24 protein-coding genes are annotated in these 19,444 nt (G+C 49.9%); 18 read left to right on the forward strand and 6 right to left on the reverse strand.

The window, feature by feature from the left end; translation table 11 throughout:
• Positions 1-129: 129 nt before the first annotated feature.
• Together ABD836_RS00005 and ABD836_RS00010 are read right to left on the reverse strand one after the other, a co-directional pair.
• Positions 130-2,118: an SDR family oxidoreductase gene (locus ABD836_RS00005; protein WP_344931505.1), complete on the reverse strand. Its 1,989-nt coding sequence runs from the start codon at positions 2,116-2,118 to the stop codon at positions 130-132.
• 45 nt (positions 2,119-2,163) lie between these two features.
• Positions 2,164-3,573 (reverse strand): wax ester/triacylglycerol synthase family O-acyltransferase, encoded by a 1,410-nt coding sequence (locus tag ABD836_RS00010; RefSeq protein ID WP_344931507.1) that lies wholly within the window; start codon positions 3,571-3,573, stop codon positions 2,164-2,166.
• Between the two features lie 263 nt (positions 3,574-3,836).
• Between ABD836_RS00010 and ABD836_RS00015 the strand changes: the two genes are divergently transcribed.
• From ABD836_RS00015 to ABD836_RS00045, 7 genes are all read left to right on the forward strand, one after another.
• On the forward strand, positions 3,837-4,682 hold the full coding sequence (locus tag ABD836_RS00015; RefSeq protein ID WP_344931509.1) for a peroxiredoxin family protein: 846 nt from the start codon (positions 3,837-3,839) through the stop codon (positions 4,680-4,682).
• Between the two features lie 6 nt (positions 4,683-4,688).
• Positions 4,689-5,363 carry an NUDIX hydrolase gene (locus ABD836_RS00020; protein ID WP_344931511.1) on the forward strand — a complete coding sequence of 225 codons (675 nt, stop codon included), beginning with the start codon at positions 4,689-4,691 and terminating at the stop codon, positions 5,361-5,363.
• A 269-nt stretch (positions 5,364-5,632) separates the two neighbouring features.
• Entirely contained in the window at positions 5,633-6,058 is a 426-nt protein-coding gene (locus tag ABD836_RS00025; RefSeq protein WP_344931513.1) for an EF-hand domain-containing protein, read from the forward strand.
• A gap of 40 nt (positions 6,059-6,098) precedes the next feature.
• Complete coding sequence (locus tag ABD836_RS00030) at positions 6,099-6,668, forward strand: RNA polymerase sigma factor (RefSeq protein WP_344931515.1); 570 nt, start codon at positions 6,099-6,101, stop codon at positions 6,666-6,668.
• The gene (locus ABD836_RS00035) at positions 6,665-7,138 is read left to right on the forward strand and encodes a hypothetical protein (protein WP_344931518.1); all 474 of its coding nucleotides are present in this window, start codon (positions 6,665-6,667) and stop codon (positions 7,136-7,138) included. The genes ABD836_RS00030 and ABD836_RS00035 overlap by 4 nt, the downstream gene beginning before the upstream one ends.
• Entirely contained in the window at positions 7,135-7,632 is a 498-nt protein-coding gene (locus ABD836_RS00040; protein ID WP_344931520.1) for a periplasmic heavy metal sensor, read from the forward strand. Before ABD836_RS00035 ends, ABD836_RS00040 begins: the two co-directional genes overlap by 4 nt.
• A gap of 97 nt (positions 7,633-7,729) precedes the next feature.
• Positions 7,730-8,146, forward strand: a complete 417-nt coding sequence (locus ABD836_RS00045; protein ID WP_344931523.1) for a BLUF domain-containing protein — start codon at positions 7,730-7,732, stop codon at positions 8,144-8,146.
• A 35-nt stretch (positions 8,147-8,181) separates the two neighbouring features.
• Here ABD836_RS00045 and ABD836_RS00050 read toward each other — a convergent pair whose 3' ends face one another.
• The 4 genes from ABD836_RS00050 to ABD836_RS00065 all read right to left on the reverse strand — a co-directional run bounded on the left by ABD836_RS00050 (position 8,182) and on the right by ABD836_RS00065 (position 11,327).
• On the reverse strand, positions 8,182-8,520 hold the full coding sequence (locus ABD836_RS00050) for a YnfA family protein (protein ID WP_344931525.1): 339 nt from the start codon (positions 8,518-8,520) through the stop codon (positions 8,182-8,184).
• A gap of 69 nt (positions 8,521-8,589) precedes the next feature.
• Positions 8,590-8,991, reverse strand: coding sequence for a GNAT family N-acetyltransferase (locus tag ABD836_RS00055; RefSeq protein WP_344931527.1), 402 nt, complete (start codon positions 8,989-8,991; stop codon positions 8,590-8,592).
• Between the two features lie 13 nt (positions 8,992-9,004).
• Positions 9,005-9,601 carry a transglycosylase SLT domain-containing protein gene (locus ABD836_RS00060; RefSeq protein WP_344931529.1) on the reverse strand — a complete coding sequence of 199 codons (597 nt, stop codon included), beginning with the start codon at positions 9,599-9,601 and terminating at the stop codon, positions 9,005-9,007.
• A 1-nt stretch (position 9,602) separates the two neighbouring features.
• Positions 9,603-11,327, reverse strand: a complete 1,725-nt coding sequence (locus ABD836_RS00065; RefSeq protein WP_344931531.1) for a proline--tRNA ligase — start codon at positions 11,325-11,327, stop codon at positions 9,603-9,605.
• An 80-nt stretch (positions 11,328-11,407) separates the two neighbouring features.
• Between ABD836_RS00065 and ABD836_RS00070 the strand changes: the two genes are divergently transcribed.
• From ABD836_RS00070 to tolR, 11 genes are all read left to right on the forward strand, one after another.
• Complete coding sequence (locus ABD836_RS00070; RefSeq protein WP_344931533.1) at positions 11,408-11,830, forward strand: HIT domain-containing protein; 423 nt, start codon at positions 11,408-11,410, stop codon at positions 11,828-11,830.
• A gap of 239 nt (positions 11,831-12,069) precedes the next feature.
• Positions 12,070-12,459: an HU family DNA-binding protein gene (locus tag ABD836_RS00075; protein WP_344931535.1), complete on the forward strand. Its 390-nt coding sequence runs from the start codon at positions 12,070-12,072 to the stop codon at positions 12,457-12,459.
• Between the two features lie 192 nt (positions 12,460-12,651).
• Complete coding sequence (locus tag ABD836_RS00080) at positions 12,652-12,906, forward strand: FmdB family zinc ribbon protein (RefSeq protein WP_344931537.1); 255 nt, start codon at positions 12,652-12,654, stop codon at positions 12,904-12,906.
• 46 nt (positions 12,907-12,952) lie between these two features.
• Positions 12,953-14,728: an aspartate--tRNA ligase gene (gene aspS, locus ABD836_RS00085; RefSeq protein WP_344931539.1), complete on the forward strand. Its 1,776-nt coding sequence runs from the start codon at positions 12,953-12,955 to the stop codon at positions 14,726-14,728.
• A 73-nt stretch (positions 14,729-14,801) separates the two neighbouring features.
• Positions 14,802-15,548: a YebC/PmpR family DNA-binding transcriptional regulator gene (locus ABD836_RS00090; RefSeq protein ID WP_344931542.1), complete on the forward strand. Its 747-nt coding sequence runs from the start codon at positions 14,802-14,804 to the stop codon at positions 15,546-15,548.
• Between the two features lie 155 nt (positions 15,549-15,703).
• Complete coding sequence (ruvC, locus tag ABD836_RS00095; RefSeq protein WP_344931545.1) at positions 15,704-16,231, forward strand: crossover junction endodeoxyribonuclease RuvC; 528 nt, start codon at positions 15,704-15,706, stop codon at positions 16,229-16,231.
• A 13-nt stretch (positions 16,232-16,244) separates the two neighbouring features.
• Entirely contained in the window at positions 16,245-16,844 is a 600-nt protein-coding gene (ruvA, locus tag ABD836_RS00100) for a Holliday junction branch migration protein RuvA (RefSeq protein ID WP_344931547.1), read from the forward strand.
• Between the two features lie 13 nt (positions 16,845-16,857).
• The gene (ruvB, locus tag ABD836_RS00105) at positions 16,858-17,898 is read left to right on the forward strand and encodes a Holliday junction branch migration DNA helicase RuvB (RefSeq protein ID WP_344931549.1); all 1,041 of its coding nucleotides are present in this window, start codon (positions 16,858-16,860) and stop codon (positions 17,896-17,898) included.
• A complete protein-coding gene (gene ybgC, locus ABD836_RS00110) occupies positions 17,898-18,290 on the forward strand; it encodes a tol-pal system-associated acyl-CoA thioesterase (protein WP_344931551.1) in 393 nt (130 codons plus the stop codon). The genes ruvB and ybgC overlap by 1 nt, the downstream gene beginning before the upstream one ends.
• A gap of 23 nt (positions 18,291-18,313) precedes the next feature.
• Complete coding sequence (gene tolQ / locus ABD836_RS00115; RefSeq protein WP_344931553.1) at positions 18,314-18,988, forward strand: protein TolQ; 675 nt, start codon at positions 18,314-18,316, stop codon at positions 18,986-18,988.
• Between the two features lie 11 nt (positions 18,989-18,999).
• Positions 19,000-19,443, forward strand: a complete 444-nt coding sequence (tolR, locus tag ABD836_RS00120; protein ID WP_344931555.1) for a protein TolR — start codon at positions 19,000-19,002, stop codon at positions 19,441-19,443.
• The last annotated feature ends 1 nt before the right edge of the window (position 19,444 follow it).

Genomic DNA, 19,444 nt, shown 5'->3' on the forward strand with positions numbered 1-19,444 from the left:
TATTCTGAAGTTAAAAGCGACGGGGCTCGTCGTTTCTGCTCATGGAGGCCTGCGTAAGACCGGCACAGTGTCGGCAGCGGCCTAAGAAGTGAGAAGCCTCACCCTAGCGAAGCGTAGGGTGGGGAGACGTCACACGTGAACTCCTTTCAATACTGCCGCCAGTGCCATTTGTTCAGTCGATACTTCTGGTGCTGCTGCATCGCCATCACCTTTAGCCGCAGAGGAGTCTGGGAAGGTGCGGAATACCGTATTCATGGTAATTTCTACAGCTTTCGGCATGATCGCGTTGAGCACTTGCGCAGTTATGCCTAAGCCCGTTGCGATACGCTTGGGACGGCGGATAATGGCTGTGCAAATCATGTCTGCCGCTTCCTCTGGAGACAAGGTGGGCACCGAGTTGTAGATCGAAGTCGGCCCGATCATTGGTGTTCTTACCAGTGGCATATTAATTGTGGTAAAGGCAATGTTGCGATCCGAGAATTCGGCCGCTGCAGCGCGGGAGAAGGCATCAAGTGCCGACTTCGATGCCGCGTAGGCTGAGAAGCGCGGTGAGGTACCAACGATTACCGCAATTGATGAGATGTTTATCACATGGCCAGCTTTACGTTCCAGCATTGATGGCGCCAAACCCATGATCAGGCGAATAGCACCGAAATAATTGAGCTGCATGGTACGCTCAAAATCGTGGAATCGGTCAAAGGTCAGTTCAAGAGATCGGCGAATTGAGCGGCCGGCATTGTTCACTAGTACGTCAACTTGGCCGTGATTTTCTATCAGGGTCGCTACCAACTTATCGCAGGATTGAAGATCCGATACGTCACAACTATAGGTAAAGCTCGTCCCACCTTTTTCAGCAATCTCTTTTTGGGTCTCTTCGAGTTTTTCAACCGAACGTGCGACCAAAATAACCTTGGCGCCAGCAGCGGCCAATTTCAGTGATGCGGCTTTACCAATCCCTGATGAGGCACCGGTAATAACAATGATCTTGTCTTTGACATTGCCGCGCAGTGAACGGTCTTTAAATAAATCAGGATCGAGGTTGCGCTCCCAGTAGTCCCAAATTTTAGCTGCGTAATCCTCTAACGCTGGCGGTGTGATGCCGCTGCCCTTGAGTGCCTTTAGGGTGTCGCGGGTTTCAAAGCGCGTGGGCATATTCATGAAGCTGACGGCGTCACGAGGAATGCCATAGTCGGCTAATACGGCGTTGATAATGCGCCGCACCGGCGGCAAGCCTTTTACTAGGTTCAGAATAGAGGCCGGAATAAAGGCAAACATCCGCATATCAATGCGCATGGCAAAGCGCGGTGCGTGGGCGGCCTTAGAGAATATGTTAAGTACTTCGCCGACTTGCTGAGACTCGGGGTTAACCAAATGAAAGCAGCGTCCGTCCATGCCAGCTTTGTGTGACAGAAAGTCCATGGCGTCGGCAACATAGTCAACCGGCACAATGTTCATTTGACCACCTTCAATACCGATCAGAGGTAACCACTGAGGCAGGCGATTTCTGAGTTTTTGCAGGAGCTTGAAAAAGTAGTATGGGCCGTCGATCTTATCGATTTCCCCAGTTTTTGAGTCACCAACCACCATCGCAGGGCGATAGATGCGGTAGGGAATCTTACATTCGCTGCGGACCAATCCTTCTGAAACGTGCTTGGTGCGGAAATAGGCGTGGTCCAAACCTCGCGCTTCTTCAAACATATCTTCGCGGAATACGCCGCGATACATGCCGGCAGCGGCGATTGAACTGGCTAGGTGAAAGCATTTAGCCGACATGGCTTCTGCTGCTGCAATCGCGTTTTTGGTGCCCTGTATATTGGCAACTTCCTGACTTTCGGCGTCAGCCTTCAGGTCGTAGATCGCCGCTAGATGGTAGAACTGTTTTACTGAGCCGGTGAGGGTGGCCATGTCTTTGGCGCTAATACCTAACTTGGGTTTAGATAAATCGCCGTTGATGGCGACTAGGCGGTCGCTACTCAAGCCAGTTTTTTGCAATAGGTCTTTGTACTTTTGCTTTGAGCTCCGGCGCACCAAAATATAAATGGTGCCTTTGCGCTTGGCGAGACGTTCAATAAGAAAGCGGCCAATAAAACCGGTTCCGCCGGTAACGAAATAACTCATAGGTAAATCTCCAGGTCTTTTAAAATCGGTACTGCATAAAAGCTATTATTTTTGCTCTACCTTGCTGCGGTTTGGTGATACCGCGTCTTCGAGATCGTCAAATGCATCGTGAATGTAATCACTGAGAATATCAAGGTTTGGCATAGCTTGGCTGGCTACTAAGCCAAATTGTAGGCGGCCGTCATAACTGTATAGCGTAATATTTAGGTGATTGCTGGGAGTAAGGGCGCTAAGCGGGTACATTTCTTCAAGTTTGGCGCCTTTTAGGTACAAAGGCTTAGCTGGGCCAGGCACGTTCGACACTAAGGTATTACCCAATGGCGGTAGCACGTCGCCTAATTTCAGGGCTTCGCCGACCAGCGACAAGCTTCCCAGTAAAACGGTATAAGCCATTACTGATGCAGGCGGTACGCCGTCAATTTGGTAGCGGACATTACGAAGGGTAAAACCGATTTCACGCAGGCGTTCGTAGGGGTCAGTGGTTTTACTGGCGAGTTCAACAAGAACAATACCTATTTTATTCCCTAGGCTGTCATCGCCGCGCCGGCGCAAATTGACCGGCATTTGGATGGTGATCGGCTCGTCGATGTCGCATTCGCAATCCTGTAAATACCGATGCAGCGCACCGTCGATGCAGGTCAGCGCGATATGATTGAGGGTTGATCTGGTTTGCTTGCGCAGTCGGGTAACCCGGTCCATGTCTACTGCCGCAGTGGCAATTTGGCGGCCTGCGCTGACCTGTCCGGTTAGAGGCGTATTTGGATTGGCCTTAAAGGGCACGGCAACCGCGTTTTTGGTAAGGTGCAGCGACTCTAGTGCCAGTTGGGTGCTGAGCTTTGATAAACCGGCGAATGCGCGAAAATAGTCACCGTAGCGGCCGCCAAGCTGAGTTAGGACCTTCATGATCGAGATGCTGTCGGCAGTATTTTGCAAACGCTTCTGTGGCAAAACTGACCAGATAGGGGTTACTGATTTTGTGCGGGCCGACTTACTTAAACTATTGACCAGCCATGAGGACATGGTAACGCCGTCGGCGTAGGCGTGGTGGAGCTTGGTATAAATCGCAAAGCGTTGGTCGTCGATGCCTTGAAATACATGCATTTCCCACATGGGGCGGGATTTATCGAGGCGAGTGCTGTGTAGCTCGCTGACTTCGGCATATAAGCTTTCACGGAAGTCGTGGCCTGCAAGGGTGTGGAAAAAAACGTGGTTTTCAATATTGAACTGACTATCCACTTGCCATTGTGGCGCGCTAAAGCGGCTGAACTTGATGATCTGGTTAAAGGGTGCGCGCATTTCGTTAATATTGCCTGCATACTCGGCAACAACTTGTTCAACATAGCCAGCGTCAGCTTTAGTCGGCTTGCGAAACATGAGTAGCCCGCCGACATGCTTGGGGCTCGCATCGGTTTCGGTTAGGAAAAAAGCGAGATCCATGATTGAAAGTTTTGCCATAACTATATCCACACCCTGTGTTTGCAAGAAATTGATCGTTTATTGCTTTAAATTGTAGCCTTAACGTATTGCACTAGCTGCTAATTAATTTGAATACGCTACAAGTCTATGTCCTAATGTTTTTCTTAGCTATTGCCGTTTTAATCTAGGTGAAAAATTTTAGGTCAATGCACGTTTGCCATGATTTTCTAAAGCTAACCCACAATTCCTTTATTTAATAGCGTGAGTTGAGGTGTTTGGGTACAAAATGGGAATAATAAAAAATGATCAAGGCCCTGTTCGGCCAATTTAAGCGTTGGTATGCCATTCCATACGTGTTGATGTGCATATTCGTGACACTGCAGAGTGCGTCATATCATTTGAGTAGCAACTCGTTCAGCTTGTCCTGGTTAGGAGTAAGTATTGCGATTGGGCCCTTAGTGGTCTTTATGGCGGTGATCTATTTTTTGCCTTGGTCGGGGATCGCTAATTATATTGCAGTGCCTTTTGTGGCGGCATTTGTCGGCACGGTATTAGCGGTTATTGAGATGCGGCCGCTGCCGACGTTCTATAGCTTGTTTTTGGGCTTGGGCGGGGTGCTAGTTTATATTTTTTGGTATTCGGATCTGGATCGTAGAGATAACCCGTTATTAAAAATCGGGAGCAAGCTGCCTGACTTTACCGTCAAGTCTATCGAAGACAAGGAATTACAGTCCTCAGCTTTTCTTGGGCGAAAAACGCTTTTTATATTTTATCGCGGTAATTGGTGCCCCGTTTGCCAGTCTCAGCTGCAGGAATTGGCTGAGCAATATCAAGAGATTCAGCGCCGCGGGGTTGCGGTGGTCTTGATAAGTCCCCAATCCGCGGACCGCAGCGCTGAATTGGCGCGGCGATTAGATGTTGAGATGCAAATCTGTGTTGACGAGGGCAACCGGGCAGCCAAGCGCTTAGGTATTGTTCATCACTATGGCGTGCCGCTAGGCATTTTGGGCTACGGTAGCGATACGGTGTTGCCGACAGCGTTGATCGTTGATGAAAGCGGCAGCATTGTCTATGCCGATTTAACGGATAATTTTAGAATAATTCCAAGAGTACAAACCTTAATTAGCGCCCTCGATGGTGTTTGGTAGTTAGCTATGAACTCAGAAATAAGCGCGGCGGCGACCGCTGTGATCATTCGTGATGGTGAAAAAGGCATCGAAACTTTACTGCTGCGCCGACATCGCCAGCTGAAGGTGGGCGGTGGTCACTGGGTATTTCCTGGCGGCAGGGTTGATCCTGAAGATTATCAAGCTGCTGACGATGATGAACACGCGGCACGCATTGCGGGGGTTCGTGAAACCCAGGAGGAATCCGGTTTGGTGCTGGACATCGAATCGCTGTTATTTTTGTCGCACTGGACCACACCGCCAAACATGGGCCGACGCTTCGCAACGTGGTTTTATCTTGCTGCGGTGAATAACGACGTGGCTGAGGTGCTAGTTGATGGCGAAGAGATGGACGATTTTTGCTGGGCACGTCCGGTCGAGTTCTTAGAGCAGCATCGGCAGGGCGAGCTCGCTTTATTGCCACCCACCGTTGTGACACTAGATGAATTGCACCGTTGCGGCGATGTTGCGACCGCTCAGCAGTTCTACAGAGAGCGGCCGGTGCCCTTTATAGCGCCATTGATCACCAAGCACAAAGACACGGTGTGTATGCTCTACGCCGGCGATGCTGGCTATGAAAAGAGCGATCCCGATACGCGTGGCGCTAAGAATCGCTGTTATTTAGAGTCGGGTGCATGGCGGTACGAGTTTACCCTCGCGTAGCTTGGTAAGCTGGTGCTGAATATTGAAGGGGTAAGCAATTGCAGGGCTTAACAATTGCATTGTGGCCGAGTGGAATTGAATTTTACCGCTGGCCCTGCACTATCAAACTTCTTTCGATTCATCCTTGAAATTTGGCCCTTCAGCGGCCAGTGGGTGGAGTCATGACGATTTCTGAATATTAGCAGTGTTCCTTGCGAGGGGTTTCTTGGATTGCGGTGTTTAATCAATACGGCCGTAGCAATCCACTTAATTCTTTTGGAGTACCAAATATGAATACTAAAATGATTCTTTCTGCAGTTTTGTTGAGCTCCGTAGCCATGATGGCACACGCTGGTGAAGGCAAAAAACATCGTCACAACCCTGATCTGAATGGCGACGGCGTAGTTACAACTGCCGAAATGCTCGAGCAGCGCCAGACCAAATTCGCGAAAATGGACTTAAATGGTGATGGCTACGTAACGCAAGCTGAAACAGCTGAACTAAAGGCCAAAATGGACGCAAAACGCGAGAAAATGCGTAGTGAAAAAGCCAAGGCGCATTTTGCCAAGGCCGACACCAATGGCGACGGTATGATCTCTGTTGAGGAATTTGCGAGCCAGTCTGAGGCGCGGATAAAAAAGATGGATGCCGATGATAATGGTGAAATCAGTCGTGAAGAAATGCGTGCCGCCATGCATGGTATGCGTAAAGGTTAGTCGGCGATAAGGCGATAAAGTAATGGAAGACACTGCCTGAATGGTAGATGACAGTGAGTTGATGTGCCGTGTTGCTAAGGGAGATCAGCAAGCTTTTACAAGCTTGCTGAACCGACATAGCAAGTTAGTGCTCAATGTGGCCTATCGCATAGTATTATCTCGCGACGATGCTGAAGATCTATGTCAGGAGGTCTTTGAGCGGCTTTGGGTGCATGCGCCTGAGTGGCGCGACGACGCTAAGTTAACGACTTGGCTATATCGGGTAGCAAATAACTTGGCAATAAATTTTCGTCAACGGGTGCAGCAACGTTATGTGCTCGATGAAGTATTGGTAACGACAGAGACTGACGCGAAAATAGCCGGTGAAAATGCCGATTTGGAACTGGCAATGCAGGAACATTCCTACTTGAGCGATATCACGGATCGCGCCTTGATACAGGCTTTAGGCAGCTTGCCAGTAAACTACCGTGCACTTTTGGCGTTTCGGTTTTATCGCGATTTACCCGTAAAAGAAATCGCAGAAATTATGGGCTTATCCGCTAAAGCCGTTGAATCGCAATTGGGGCGAGCCAAAGCCCAATTAAAACAGAATTTGGGAGGTGGCGCGTGAATATAACGCAAAAACTCTTGGCAGAAACCGTACGGCGTTTTGGCAGTAAACGTGGTGAGTGGCCATTGTGGCGGCGGTTTTTTCTAAGTCTATTTATTGCTTTTAATCATTCCTGTAGGCAGGACTGGCTGGCTGTGCAGCGTGAGGTAAATCCGGCAGATACAGAATTTTTGCAACGCTACTCAGGTGGTTTGGAAGAGATTGCTGTTAGCGATGGCCTTCAGCGCCGCCTGCAAGCAATCGCCGCGCGGCCTCAGCAGGGCGTTACACAATCGCGACTACCGTTAGAAGCGACTAAGCATATCCCGTTTTGGCAGCTTAGCTTTGCCTCCGCTATGGCGTCGGCCATATTGGGGGTAGCTATTGGCGCGGGTGGTTATGTAGATGAATTTAGTGATCCCGATGTTAGCTACATGGAAATATCAATGGCATACGATGTAAGTGACTGGTTAGCGGAGGGCAGCCAATGACATCAAGAAAGGGGCTTCTACTCGCCCTGTTAATCTCGTTGATTGTGAATGGCGCAGTGATAGGCCTATTTATTGGGGACCGTATCGAAGGCGAGGATCGACGGGCAATGCACGGTATGACTCGGCAGATGTTACGTGATGAACCGAGTGAGTTCGCCGAACCTATGCGACTTGCGCTGGAGGCGCATCGCGGCGAAATGCGTAGCGCATACCGCGAAATGCGTCGCGCTCGGCATGATATGGTTAAAGTATTGAAAGTCCCAATGACGAGTATTGCGGATATAAATAATAGCTTCGCTCGTATTCGTGATGCTGAAATTGCCTTAAAAAAAGTGAGTCACCAAGTACTCGCAGAGGTATTGGTTCAATTGCCCCTTGAGCAGCGTTTACACTTTGCAAAGTCAGAAATAATACGTCGAAGTGGCGGAAAATCCCACAGCGGTGAAAGACCCGAAAAAGGGAGTGAGCCCTTAATTAAAAATGGTGTGCAGTAAGGTAGGCTAAGCGCGCTGGTAAAATTCCCAACTTCTTTTGTGCGGAGGGTCTATACTATACCAGTGAATAAAGGAAAGTTACCCAAAGGATGGGCCGATGATTTTCTATCTGATTTATATCAGTTCTGCTGTAAAGCTCATGACCGAATATGAGCTGCTTCTGCTTTTACGCCAGTCCCAAAAAAAGAACGCTGAACTCGCGATCACCGGCATGCTGTTATACAAGGGCGGCAACTTTATGCAAATGCTGGAGGGCGATGAAAAATCCGTCCGCGAACTCTACACAGCAATCAGAAAAGATAACCGCCATAAAGGCGTATTAACCATCATTACTGGCAATATTGAGAAACGGAATTTTAACGACTGGTCAATGGGCTTTCACAATATGGATAAGGTCGCTGATCTCCCTCGCTATGAAAACTATATTAAGGAGCATCTGACACTGCATTCTTTTCAGCATGACGTCGAGCAGGCTTTTGAATTCATTACTAGCTTTGAGGTGGGCAATCGCTAGGGTCTATAGTCCCAAGTTCCATTGTCGCTGTTTTTTTAAGTAGAGCGCGGCGCGAACATAATAATAGCCATGCCAAACAATGCTACAGCTGAGCCGATTAGATCCCATGTGCTTGGGCGAATACCTTCAATGGCCCACAGCCACAAAATTGCCATAACAATATATACGCCGCCATAGGCTGCATAGACTCTGCCTGCCGATGCGGCGGATGGGTGTAAAGAAAGCAACCATGCAAATAGCGCCAAACTCAGTGCGGCGGGTAAAAGGAGTAGAATAGATTTCCCTTCGCGCAGCCATAGATAGGGTAGATAGCAGCCAATAATTTCAGCGAGGGCGGTGATAATGAATAGGCCGGTAGTTTTCAATTCGGGCAATGAATTTCACCTTTTAAGTGGTGCGAATAAATTCGCGTAGAATGCTACAAATTTTAAAAGCGCTCGTTTTTAGTCTATATGTTTGAAAAAATATAGCTCGTCTGCACCGCTAAGATTGGCATTCGCTATTTGGCCCGACATTTTATAGCCTTCTTTTTTAAGTAGACTCAACATCGCGGTATTTGTCGCCTCAGTTGAAATAAATAAGTTGTTAGCTGTGTGTTTTGCTTCAACGGCCTTGATGAGCTTTGCGGCGTGCCCTTTTCTTCGGTAATGATGAGATATTGCTAGATACTCGATATAGGGACGCCCAAGTAGTCCCTTGAGTGATTCGACAATGAAGCCGACGACATTGCCGTTTTCCTCCAAGACTGTTAGTCGGCCGTCCTTTATTTCAGTACTGCGGCAGCCAGCAAAGCCATCAAATGCTGTGATTTGATCCAAGTCGTGATGCCCGCCTTGTCTTATCATTCATATGGCCTAATTAGTTAAAGCTCAATTCCCCGTTATACCAGTGCTTACGCCAGCGGGTGAATACGCGCTCGGGGTACCAGCTTTTGCCGAGGCTGCCGTTGTAGCGGGCGAGGGCGCGGTGCAGATTGCCTTTTTCTTTATCTAGGTAGAATTTTAGTATGTGGCAGCCGTAACGCAGATTGGTGTCTGGCTGGGTGAGATTGTCTTCGGGGCGGCCAATTTCCTTTTTCCAGAAGGGCATTACTTGCATTAGGCCTTGGGCGCCAACACGGGAAACCGCGTAGCGGTCAAAATAGCTTTCTACCTCGATTAGCGCAAGGACGAGTTCGGGGCTTAAGTCAGCTGCGCTCGCTTCACGGTGGACGCTGCGCAAAAAGGTCAGCCGCTCCTCTGGGTCTTTTATAAACCTGCTCATGCGACTAGACATGTCAAATAGCCAGACTTCAGCGTCGAAACGGTCTTCAAAACTGTCGGCTTTGGCGATGGCTAATTGCAGATACTGGCGCAGTTCATCTCTGTCTTGCTGATCATCGCCAGTTGCCGCCCACAGGGGAGCAGCAAACAGGCAGATCGCCAATAAGGCGGAAGTTAGCTTGCGCCTCATCATTTTAGCGCGGCAGTTGTTGTTGAATAAAATCGACAATGTCGTCAATGGCAATATCTTCATTGTCACTGGCGCGGCGGTTTTTGTACTCGAGCATGCCGTTGTCTAGACCGCGGTCGCCAATGACGATGCGGTGAGGAATGCCGATTAGCTCCATGTCGGCAAACTTCACGCCGGGGCGCTCGTTGCGGTCATCAAGCAGTACATCGTAGCCCAGGCCGCGAAGGGTGTTGTAGAGGTTTTCTGCCTGCTCGCGAACCCGCTCAGACTTCTGCATGTTCAGCGGCACAATGGCGACTTCAAAGGGCGCGATGCTGGCAGGCCAGAGTATGCCTTTGGCGTCGTTGTTTTGCTCAATGGCTGAGGCAACCACACGGGTCACACCAATACCGTAGCAGCCCATTGTCATGACTTGATCTTTGCCGTTCTCATTGAGCACGCTCGCCTTGAGCGCCTCCGAGTATTTGGTGCCAAGCTGGAAAATGTGTCCCACTTCAATACCGCGTTTAATGAGCAAGCTGCCTTGACCATCTGGGCTTGGGTCGCCTTCAACGACATTGCGAATATCTGCCGTTTCGGTGAATTTTGCGTCGCGATCCCAGTTGCCGCCAGTAAGATGGAAACCATCTTCATTGGCACCGCAAGCAAAGTCGGCGCAGTGAGCGGCGCTGCGGTCGGCAATAACGCGAATGCTTAAATCGGCGGGGCCAATAGAGCCAGGCTTGCAGCCAAGTACTGCGACAATGTCTTCTTCCGATGCAAAGGTGAGCGGTGAGGCAACGCCGGCTATTTTCTCGGCCTTGATTTCGTTGAGTTGGTGATCTCCACGCAGAACCAGTGCGATTAAGTCTTGTTTGCCGTTTTCATCTTCCTCACCGTAAATGATAAGGGTTTTTAATACTTGTTCGGCGTTAAGTTTGAGTAGCGCACTGACGTCGTCGATGGTGTGGGTGTTTGGCGTGGCGACTTTTTCCAGTGTTTGGCTGGACGCTGGACGCTCGCCGGCTGGACTTACGGCTTCAGCCATTTCTACGTTGGCGGCATAGTCTGAGGTGTCAGAGAAGGCAATGTCGTCTTCGCCAGAGGAGGCCAATACATGAAATTCGTGGGAGCCACTGCCGCCAATCGAACCGGTGTCGGCAATGACGGGACGGAAATCCAAGCCTAAACGCGTAAATATGCGTGAGTACGCCGCGTGCATTACGTCGTAAGTGGCCTGCAGTGATTCTTGGCCATTATGAAAGGAATAGGCGTCTTTCATAATAAACTCGCGAGAGCGCATAACGCCAAAGCGGGGACGAATCTCGTCGCGGAATTTAGTTTGCACTTGGTAAAAGGTGGCCGGCAGCTGTTTATAGCTTTTAATCTCATTGCGAATAAGGTCGGTTATGACTTCTTCGTGAGTAGGCCCTAGACAGAAGTCGCGGCCGTGCCGGTCGTTAAAACGCAGTAATTCGGCGCCATATTGTTCCCAACGGCCTGACTCCTGCCATAATTCCGCGGGTTGGGCGACGGGCATGAGCACTTCCATTGCGCCGCTATTGTTCATTTCTTCGCGAATGATGGCTTCAACTTTGCGCAAGACCCGCAAACCCATGGGTAACCATGTGTAGAGGCCAGTGGCGAGCTTGCGTATCATACCGGCTCGCAACATGAGTTGGTGGCTGATGACTTCCGCATCGGCTGGGGTTTCTTTAATGGTTGCAATTAGAAATTGGCTAGCGCGCATGATTTGATTCTGGCCTTGTTTATCAGTGTGTGCGCATTTTACGATTGATCGGCAGCGCGGTACAGCCGCTAGGAGTAGTGATGTTCGAATTACATGAGGCTTTGGCCAGAGATTGTGCATTTGTGGGTGATTTAGCCCTTTGTCGCCTGCTTTTAATGAACGATTGTCAGTATCCTTGGTTGATTTTGGTCCCGCGCCGTCCTGATATGCGCGAGATTAGTGATTTAAATGCAGAAGATCAGCTGCAATATTTACAGGAGTCCAATCTTTGCTGCGCAATTTTACAAAGTGAGTTTGGTGCTGAAAAACTTAATGTTGCGGCTCTGGGCAATATGGTGCCTCAGTTACATATTCACCATATCGCTCGGTTTAGTGCCGATGCGGCATGGCCGAAACCGGTGTGGGGACAATTGCCAGCGCAGCCCTATTCAGATCAAAATCTGCGGGGTCGGGTGCTGCAAATACGGCAATTAATTCAAACAAAAACGGACCTGGCGTACTAGGTTCTGTCTGGCTATTTTGATTTTTTATATGCCTTCGATGGAGTAATGTCTAAGCGAATATTTAAGGTGATTTTTTCGGTAAAACGCCTTTTTTATAGTGTTTTTCGCTAAAAACCACTCGTATTTCTTGTATTGCGTAAAACAATCGACTATAGGTAGTCGCAGGTACTTTTTAGTCGTGGGTGCCAATGATTTAATCAGGCAAGAACAATCCAATTAGTGACACAGGAATAATCATAATGGCGATAAAAAAAGCTGCTCCCAAAAAAGCTGCCGCTAAGGCGAAAGTTAGCGCGGCACCTAAGCGTAAGACCACCGCAATCAGCGAGAAGATGACCAAGACACAAATTCTGACAGAAATTGCTGAAAACACCGGTTTGAACCGTAAACAGGTCGGCGATGTTATGGCTGAACTGGAAATCTTGATTGAGCGTAGCATTAAGAAACGCGCGTTAGGCGAGTTCACCATTCCCGGTTTGATGAAAATCACCACCGTGAAAAAGCCAGCTACCAAAGCACGTAAGGGGATTAATCCGTTTACTGGCGAAGAGACCATGTTCAAAGCCAAGCCAGCCAGTGTGGCGGTGAAGGTTCGTCCACTGAAGAAACTCAAAGATTTCGCTGTATAAGTTGATATCTTGCCCCCCAAAATGGCATTTTGGCCATTTTGGGGTCTAAACCACCCCGCTTTATCGTTTATTTCCCCCTCAAACCGGCTCTTGCATTTATTGCAGTCGATGCTTTGCGTTATAATCCCGCTCCTTTTGAGCCGCTTGGCCCTTAATGATGTCATTTGTGTGTTTTGTTTGGGGAAGATTGATATGCCTATTTACGAATACGCGTGCCGGGCGTGCGAGCATGAGTTTGAAGCCTTGCAGAAAATGAGTGATCCGGCGCTGACCGAATGCCCAGAGTGCAAAGCGAACGAGCTGTTTAAAAAGATCTCTGCGGCGGGATTTCGCCTAAAAGGCGGCGGTTGGTATGAAACCGACTTTAAATCCGGCGGTAAGAAGAAAAATTTGGCGGGCGATGGTGGTGCTTCTGGCACGCCAGCCGCGTCTTCCTCCTCCGATTAAAACTCGGATTGTGACTCAATAAACTCGATATAGCGGGACAGAATACATGCGCAGTCATTATTGCGGCAGTTTAAACAGTGAACATATTGATCAAGAAGTGACCCTGTGCGGATGGGTAGACCGTCGACGAGATCACGGTGGCGTTATTTTCCTCGACATGCGCGACCGCGAAGGTATTGTTCAGGTAGTGTTTGATCCTGATACCGAAGAGCACTTCCGCACTGCTGACCGAGTTCGCGGTGAATATGTATTGCGTATTCGCGGTCGCGTTCGCGCTCGGGCTGGGGCGACGGTTAACGCCAATATGAAAACCGGCGAAATTGAAGTGCTGGGCAAAGAGCTGGAGATTCTGAATGAATCCGAGACGCCGCCGTTCCAGTTGGACGATCACACCAATGTTGGCGAAGACGTTCGTCTGCGCTATCGCTACTTAGATCTGCGCCGTCCGCAAATTGCCGATAAGCTGCGCCTGCGTGCGCAGATCACTTCGGTGTTGCGTCGCTACCTAGACAAGCAAAACTTTCTGGATATCGAGACCCCAATTCTGACTCGTGCTACCCCAGAAGGTGCTCGGGACTACTTGGTGCCTAGTCGTACTCACGCGGGTAAGTTCTTTGCACTGCCGCAGTCACCCCAGCTTTTTAAGCAGTTGCTGATGGTGTCGGGTTTTGACCGCTATTATCAAATTGCAAAATGTTTCCGCGACGAAGATTTGCGCGCAGACCGTCAGCCAGAATTCACCCAGATCGATATTGAAACCTCTTTTATGGACGACAAGCAGATCATGGCTGTCACAGAGGGCATGATTAGTGATCTGTTTAAAGAGGTGATGAATATTGACCTAGGCAGCTTCCCAACGATGAAGTACGCCGAGGCCATGTCACGTTTTGGTAGTGACAAACCCGATTTGCGGATTCCGCTAGAGATGGTGGATGTTGGCGATCTGATGCAAGACGTGGAATTTAAAGTCTTCTCTGGTCCAGCCAAAAGCCCAGAAGGCCGCGTAGCGGCCCTGAAAGTGCCGGGTGGCAATGAGGCGTTGACCCGTAAGCAAATTGACGAATACACCAAATTTGTTGGCATTTACGGCGCCAAAGGCTTGGCGTATATAAAGGTTAACGATAAGTCTGATCTTGAGAATGGCTTGCAGTCGCCGATTGTTAAGTTCTTGCCTGAGCCTGTGCGTGCGGCAATATTGGCGCGCTTGGAGGCCGAAAACGGTGACTTAATTTTCTTTGGTGCAGACAGTGCCAAAATTGTAAACGAAGCCCTCGGCGCGCTGCGCTGCAAATTGGGTGAAGATCTTAAACTCTACACTTGTGAGTGGGCGCCACTGTGGGTTGTCGACTTCCCAATGTTTGAGAAAGACGGTAGTGGTAACTGGACCTCATTGCATCACCCTTTCACGGCACCGTCGTGCAGTCCGGAAGAGCTTGAAAAAGCCCCAGGCGAGGCGTTGTCTATTGCCTACGATATGGTGCTTAACGGTACTGAACTTGGTGGCGGTTCGGTTCGTATCCACCGTTCAGACATGCAGCAGGCGGTATTCCGGGTCTTGGGTATTGGTCCAGAAGAAGCTGACGAAAAGTTTGGTTTCTTGCTAGATGCCTTGAAATACGGTGCGCCACCGCACGGTGGCTTGGCTTTTGGTCTGGATCGCTTGGTCATGTTAATGACCGGTGCTAAGTCGATTCGTGACGTTATTGCCTTCCCTAAAACCCAAAGTGCGGCCTGTGTTATGACCGATGCACCGGGGACAGTTGAGGTTAAGCAATTAACCGAGCTGAATATTCGTTTGCGCAAGTTAGAAGAAAAACAATAGTCGTACATAAAAATACGATTATTTGATCAAAGTGAGCCTCGCTATGCGGGGCTCACTGCTATCAGGAGGCTGTATGGCGGGTCACAGTAAGTGGGCCAATATCAAGCATCGCAAAGCTGGGCAAGATGCCAAGCGCGGCAAAATATTTACCAAGTTTATTCGCGAAATTGTGGTTGCTGCTAAAGCCGGTGGACCTGCGCCCGAAGATAATCCGCGCTTGCGTGCGGTGGTCGATAAGGCGCTAACCGCAAATATGAAGCGCGACACTATCGACAAAGCAATTGCTCGCGGCGCGGGCAATGCCGACAGCGATAATTATGATGAAGTGAGCTACGAAGGCTATGGCGCCGGTGGGGTTGCGATCTTAGTCGAGTGCATGACCGATAATCGCAACCGTACTGTGGCGGACGTGCGGCACGCATTTAATAAGCGCGGTGGCAATCTTGGCACCGACGGTTCAGTGGCTTATTTGTTTAGTCGCAAGGGCCAGCTGGTTTATGCGCCGAGTGTGGATGCCGACGCCGTGTTGGAGGCCGCATTAGAGGCCGGTGCAGAAGATGTTGTAAATCATGACGACGGCTCGGTTGAAGTGCTGACGGAGTTCGGCGATTTCATGGCAGTGAAAGAGGCCATGTCGGCCGCAGGTTTTGTTCATGAAGCAGCGGATACGGTGATGTTGGCGTCATTGAATATTGATCTAGATGCAGCCGGTGCCGATGCGCTACTGGGGCTTGTTGATATGCTTGAAGATCTGGACGATGTTCAGCAGGTTCATACCAATGCTCAAATTTCACAAGCGGTGCTAGACCAGCTGTCTTAATCCGCAGCTAGACTGCAATCTGCAGGCCTAGAGCATGTCAATCTCTAGGCAAACCTGTGCATAATAAACCCTTGATCTGCGCTCCCCGAGCGGGAATTGGCGCGAAACTGAAAATTGCGCTCAGCGCTCATACAAAGAACAACAAAGCGGCTGCAATGACGATTATTTTGGGTGTGGACCCCGGTTCACAAAAAACCGGGTTTGGATTGATAGAAGTCACCGCAAATCGCCACCGCTACATTACTAGCGGCGTGATTCGCTTGCCTACTGGCGCGCTTCCGGCGCGTTTGGATATTATTTTTAAGAGTTTAAGTAGCATTATTGCTGAATATTCCCCAGCAGAGGCCGCTGTGGAAGAAGTCTTCATGGCAAAAAGCGCGGGCTCGGCGCTAAAGCTAGGGCAGGCGCGTGGTGCCGCTGTGGTTGCCTGTGTGAGTAATGGTCTAATTGTGGCTGAATATACCGCGCGGCAGATTAAAAAAGCCGTGGTCGGCACCGGTGCGGCAAATAAAGATCAAGTTCAGCACATGGTTAAAATTCTGCTCAAGTTGCCGGCGGCGCCTCAAGAAGATGCTGCCGATGCATTGGCAGCGGCAATCTGTCACGCCAACTCTCGACAGGGCTTACTCACAATGGCTGCGCCGAGCGGCGCAACGCGGATGCGCCGCGGTCGACTTACTTAGTTTTGGAGCGGTAATGATAGGACGTTTACGTGGCATGCTTATTGAAAAAAACGCCCCTGAAATTGTAATAGATGTACAGGGTGTGGGTTATGAGGTGTTAGTCCCCATGACGACGCTGTATGAATTGCCCGCCCTTGGCCAGGAAGTGGCGCTTTACACGCAGTTTATTGTTCGCGAAGATGCTCAGCAGTTGTATGGTTTTAGTGATGTTCGCGCGCGGCGCTTATTTAGAGATCTCATTAAGGTTAATGGCGTTGGTCCAAAAATGGCGCTGGCCATTATGTCTGGCATCGATAGCGATGAATTTGTGCGTTGTGTGCAAGATGGCAATACTGCCGCGCTTTGTCGCTTGCCGGGGGTGGGTAAAAAGACGGCAGAGAGGCTGGTCATTGAGATGCGTGATCGCCTCAAAGACTGGGCGACAGAATCCGGCGGTATGAGTGCGCCTACCCCGCAAGCGCTAGGTCGGGCGAATATTGCTGAAGCTGAGGCGGCACTGGTGGCTCTTGGTTATAAGCCTCAAGAAGCGAGTAAGGCGATTAGCGCGCTTAAATTGGACGACGCCAGTAGCGAAGAATTGATTCGGGCTGCCTTAAAAAACATGATTAAGTAATGAGTAAAACTCAGTGATTGAAATTGACCGTCTTGTGGCGCCAGAACTTGGTGAGCCTGCCGAAGAGCGCTTTGATCGCGCGATCAGGCCTAAAACCTTAACGGATTATATCGGCCAGCCCGCCGTGCGTGAGCAGATGGAGATTTTTGTCAGTGCGGCGCGAATGCGTAACGAACCGCTGGATCACACCCTGATTTTTGGGCCGCCGGGCTTGGGTAAAACCACCTTGGCGAATATTTTGGCTAATGAAATGGGCGTGTCGCTCAAAACCACCTCAGGGCCAGTTTTAGAAAAAGCCGGGGACCTTGCGGCGTTATTGACTAATCTTGATGCTGGCGACGTATTGTTTATAGATGAAATTCATCGACTCAGTCCCAATATCGAAGAAATTCTTTACCCTGCAATGGAAGATTATCAGCTGGATATTATGATTGGCGAGGGCCCGGCTGCTCGGTCGATTAAGCTTGATTTGCCGCCTTTCACCTTAGTGGGCGCAACCACACGGGCGGGCTTGTTAACCTCGCCGCTGCGAGATCGCTTTGGCATTGTTCAGCGCTTGGAGTTTTACGGGGTGAAGGATCTCACCACAATCGTGAGCCGAAGTGCGGGGATTCTTGGTATGGAGCTCGATGATGCCGGTGCCCATGAAATAGCGCTGCGCTCTAGGGGCACGCCGCGTATTGCAAACCGCTTATTGCGGCGGGTACGGGATTACGCCGAGGTGAAGGCCGACGGATTTGTTACTGCCAAAATAGCAGATCAGGCATTAAATATGCTTAACGTCGATAGCAGCGGGTTTGATCATCAGGATCGGCGGCTGCTTTTGGCGATGATTGAGCGCTTTGATGGCGGTCCCGTAGGGGTCGATAGCCTTGCGGCGGCCATTAGCGAAGAGCGCGGGACCATTGAAGATGTGCTTGAGCCGTATTTAATACAACAAGGCTATATTATGCGAACGCCACGTGGTCGGGTTGTTACCAATCAGGCGTACCGACATTTTGGTTTAGAAATGCCCAAAAGTGGGGATATTACCGAAAGCGGTGGTGCACCCTAATGGAATTCAGATTGCCACTGCGAGTCTACATTGAGGACACGGATGCTGGTGGCATCGTCTACTATGTGAATTATCTAAAATATATGGAGCGGGCGCGCACAGAATACATGCGCGACCAGGGGTTTTCAAAAGCGGCAATCATGAATGATGCGCTAATGTTTGTTGTTAGCGCTCTGCAAACAAAATATTTACGTCCTGCACGATTAGATGAGCAACTTATTGTAACCGCCAGAGTCATAGCGGCGGCTCGGGTAAGCTTGCGCTTTGAACAGCGAGTTTACCGAGGCGAAGAATTGTTGTGCGAGGCCGAAGTGACGGTGGCCTGCGTTGATAGCAGCACACTAAGACCAAAACGAATACCAACGGAGCTGCTCGCAGCGCTGAAGCATTAATACATAAATATCAGGAGTTAACTGTGGGACAAGAGCTTTCCATTTGGCAATTAGTGAGTCAGGCCAGCCTATTTGTGCAGCTGATAATGATGGTTCTGTTGCTCGCATCAGTGGTGTCTTGGTATCAGATCGCCCACCGGGTAATGTATTTCAATCGGGCGCAGATCGAAATGAAGCGCTTTGAATCACGGTTTTGGTCTGGCACCGACCTGCACACCCTTTATAAAGAGGGTGAAGAGAAACGAATGGTGTTCGGTATGGAAAGCGTATTCCGGGCTGGCTACAAAGAGTTTACGCGTCTTGCCAAAAAACGTCTGGACTCTGATGCCATGATGGAAGCCTGTCAGCGTTCGATGCGCGTAGCGCTTTCGCGTGAAGAAGAGGCAATGGAGCACAGTCTGCCATTTTTAGCGACGGTGGGGTCTACCAGTCCTTATGTCGGTCTGCTCGGCACCGTTTGGGGAATCATGGGTTCCTTCCACGGCTTGGGTCAAGTTCAGCAAGCGACGCTAGCAACAGTGGCACCGGGCATTTCTGAGGCGTTGGTGGCTACCGCAATGGGTCTGATCGCTGCAATTCCGGCGGTCGTTTCCTATAACCGCTTTTCTTCTAAGGTTGATTCTTTAGCGGGCAAATACGACACCTTCTCTGAAGAGTTCTCCAGTATTTTACACCGCCAGATTTATGTGCGGGATTAAGGGGAACGGCTATGTCGCGGCGAAATAAGCGTAAGCCAATGTCGGATATCAATGTAGTTCCCTACATTGACGTTATGTTGGTGCTATTAATTGTATTTATGGTGACAGCACCGATGCTGGTGCAAGGGGTGCAAGTCGAGTTGCCTCAGGCTTCAACAGAACCCGTACCGCCCACTGACGATGACCCTATTGTGGTATCGGTTGATAAGCAGGGTAAGTATTACGTGACACTCGGCGATCCAAGTAAGCAGGGTGAGCCAGCGGAATTGGCTGATATTGGTGACAAAATTAGTAAGATTTTGCGTAACAAGCCTCAAACCCCGGTGATGGTGAAGGGGGATGGCGCGGTCGATTACTCGGCAGTCGTTGCTGCAATGGCCGTTCTTCAGGGTGCAGGTGCAACATCAATAGGTTTGATTACCGAAGAACCTCAATCGCGCAGCGGAGCGAAGTAAG

Origin of the sequence: Zhongshania borealis, from assembly GCF_039539625.1 — a bacterium.
GTDB lineage: Bacteria > Pseudomonadota > Gammaproteobacteria > Pseudomonadales > Spongiibacteraceae > Spongiibacter > Spongiibacter borealis.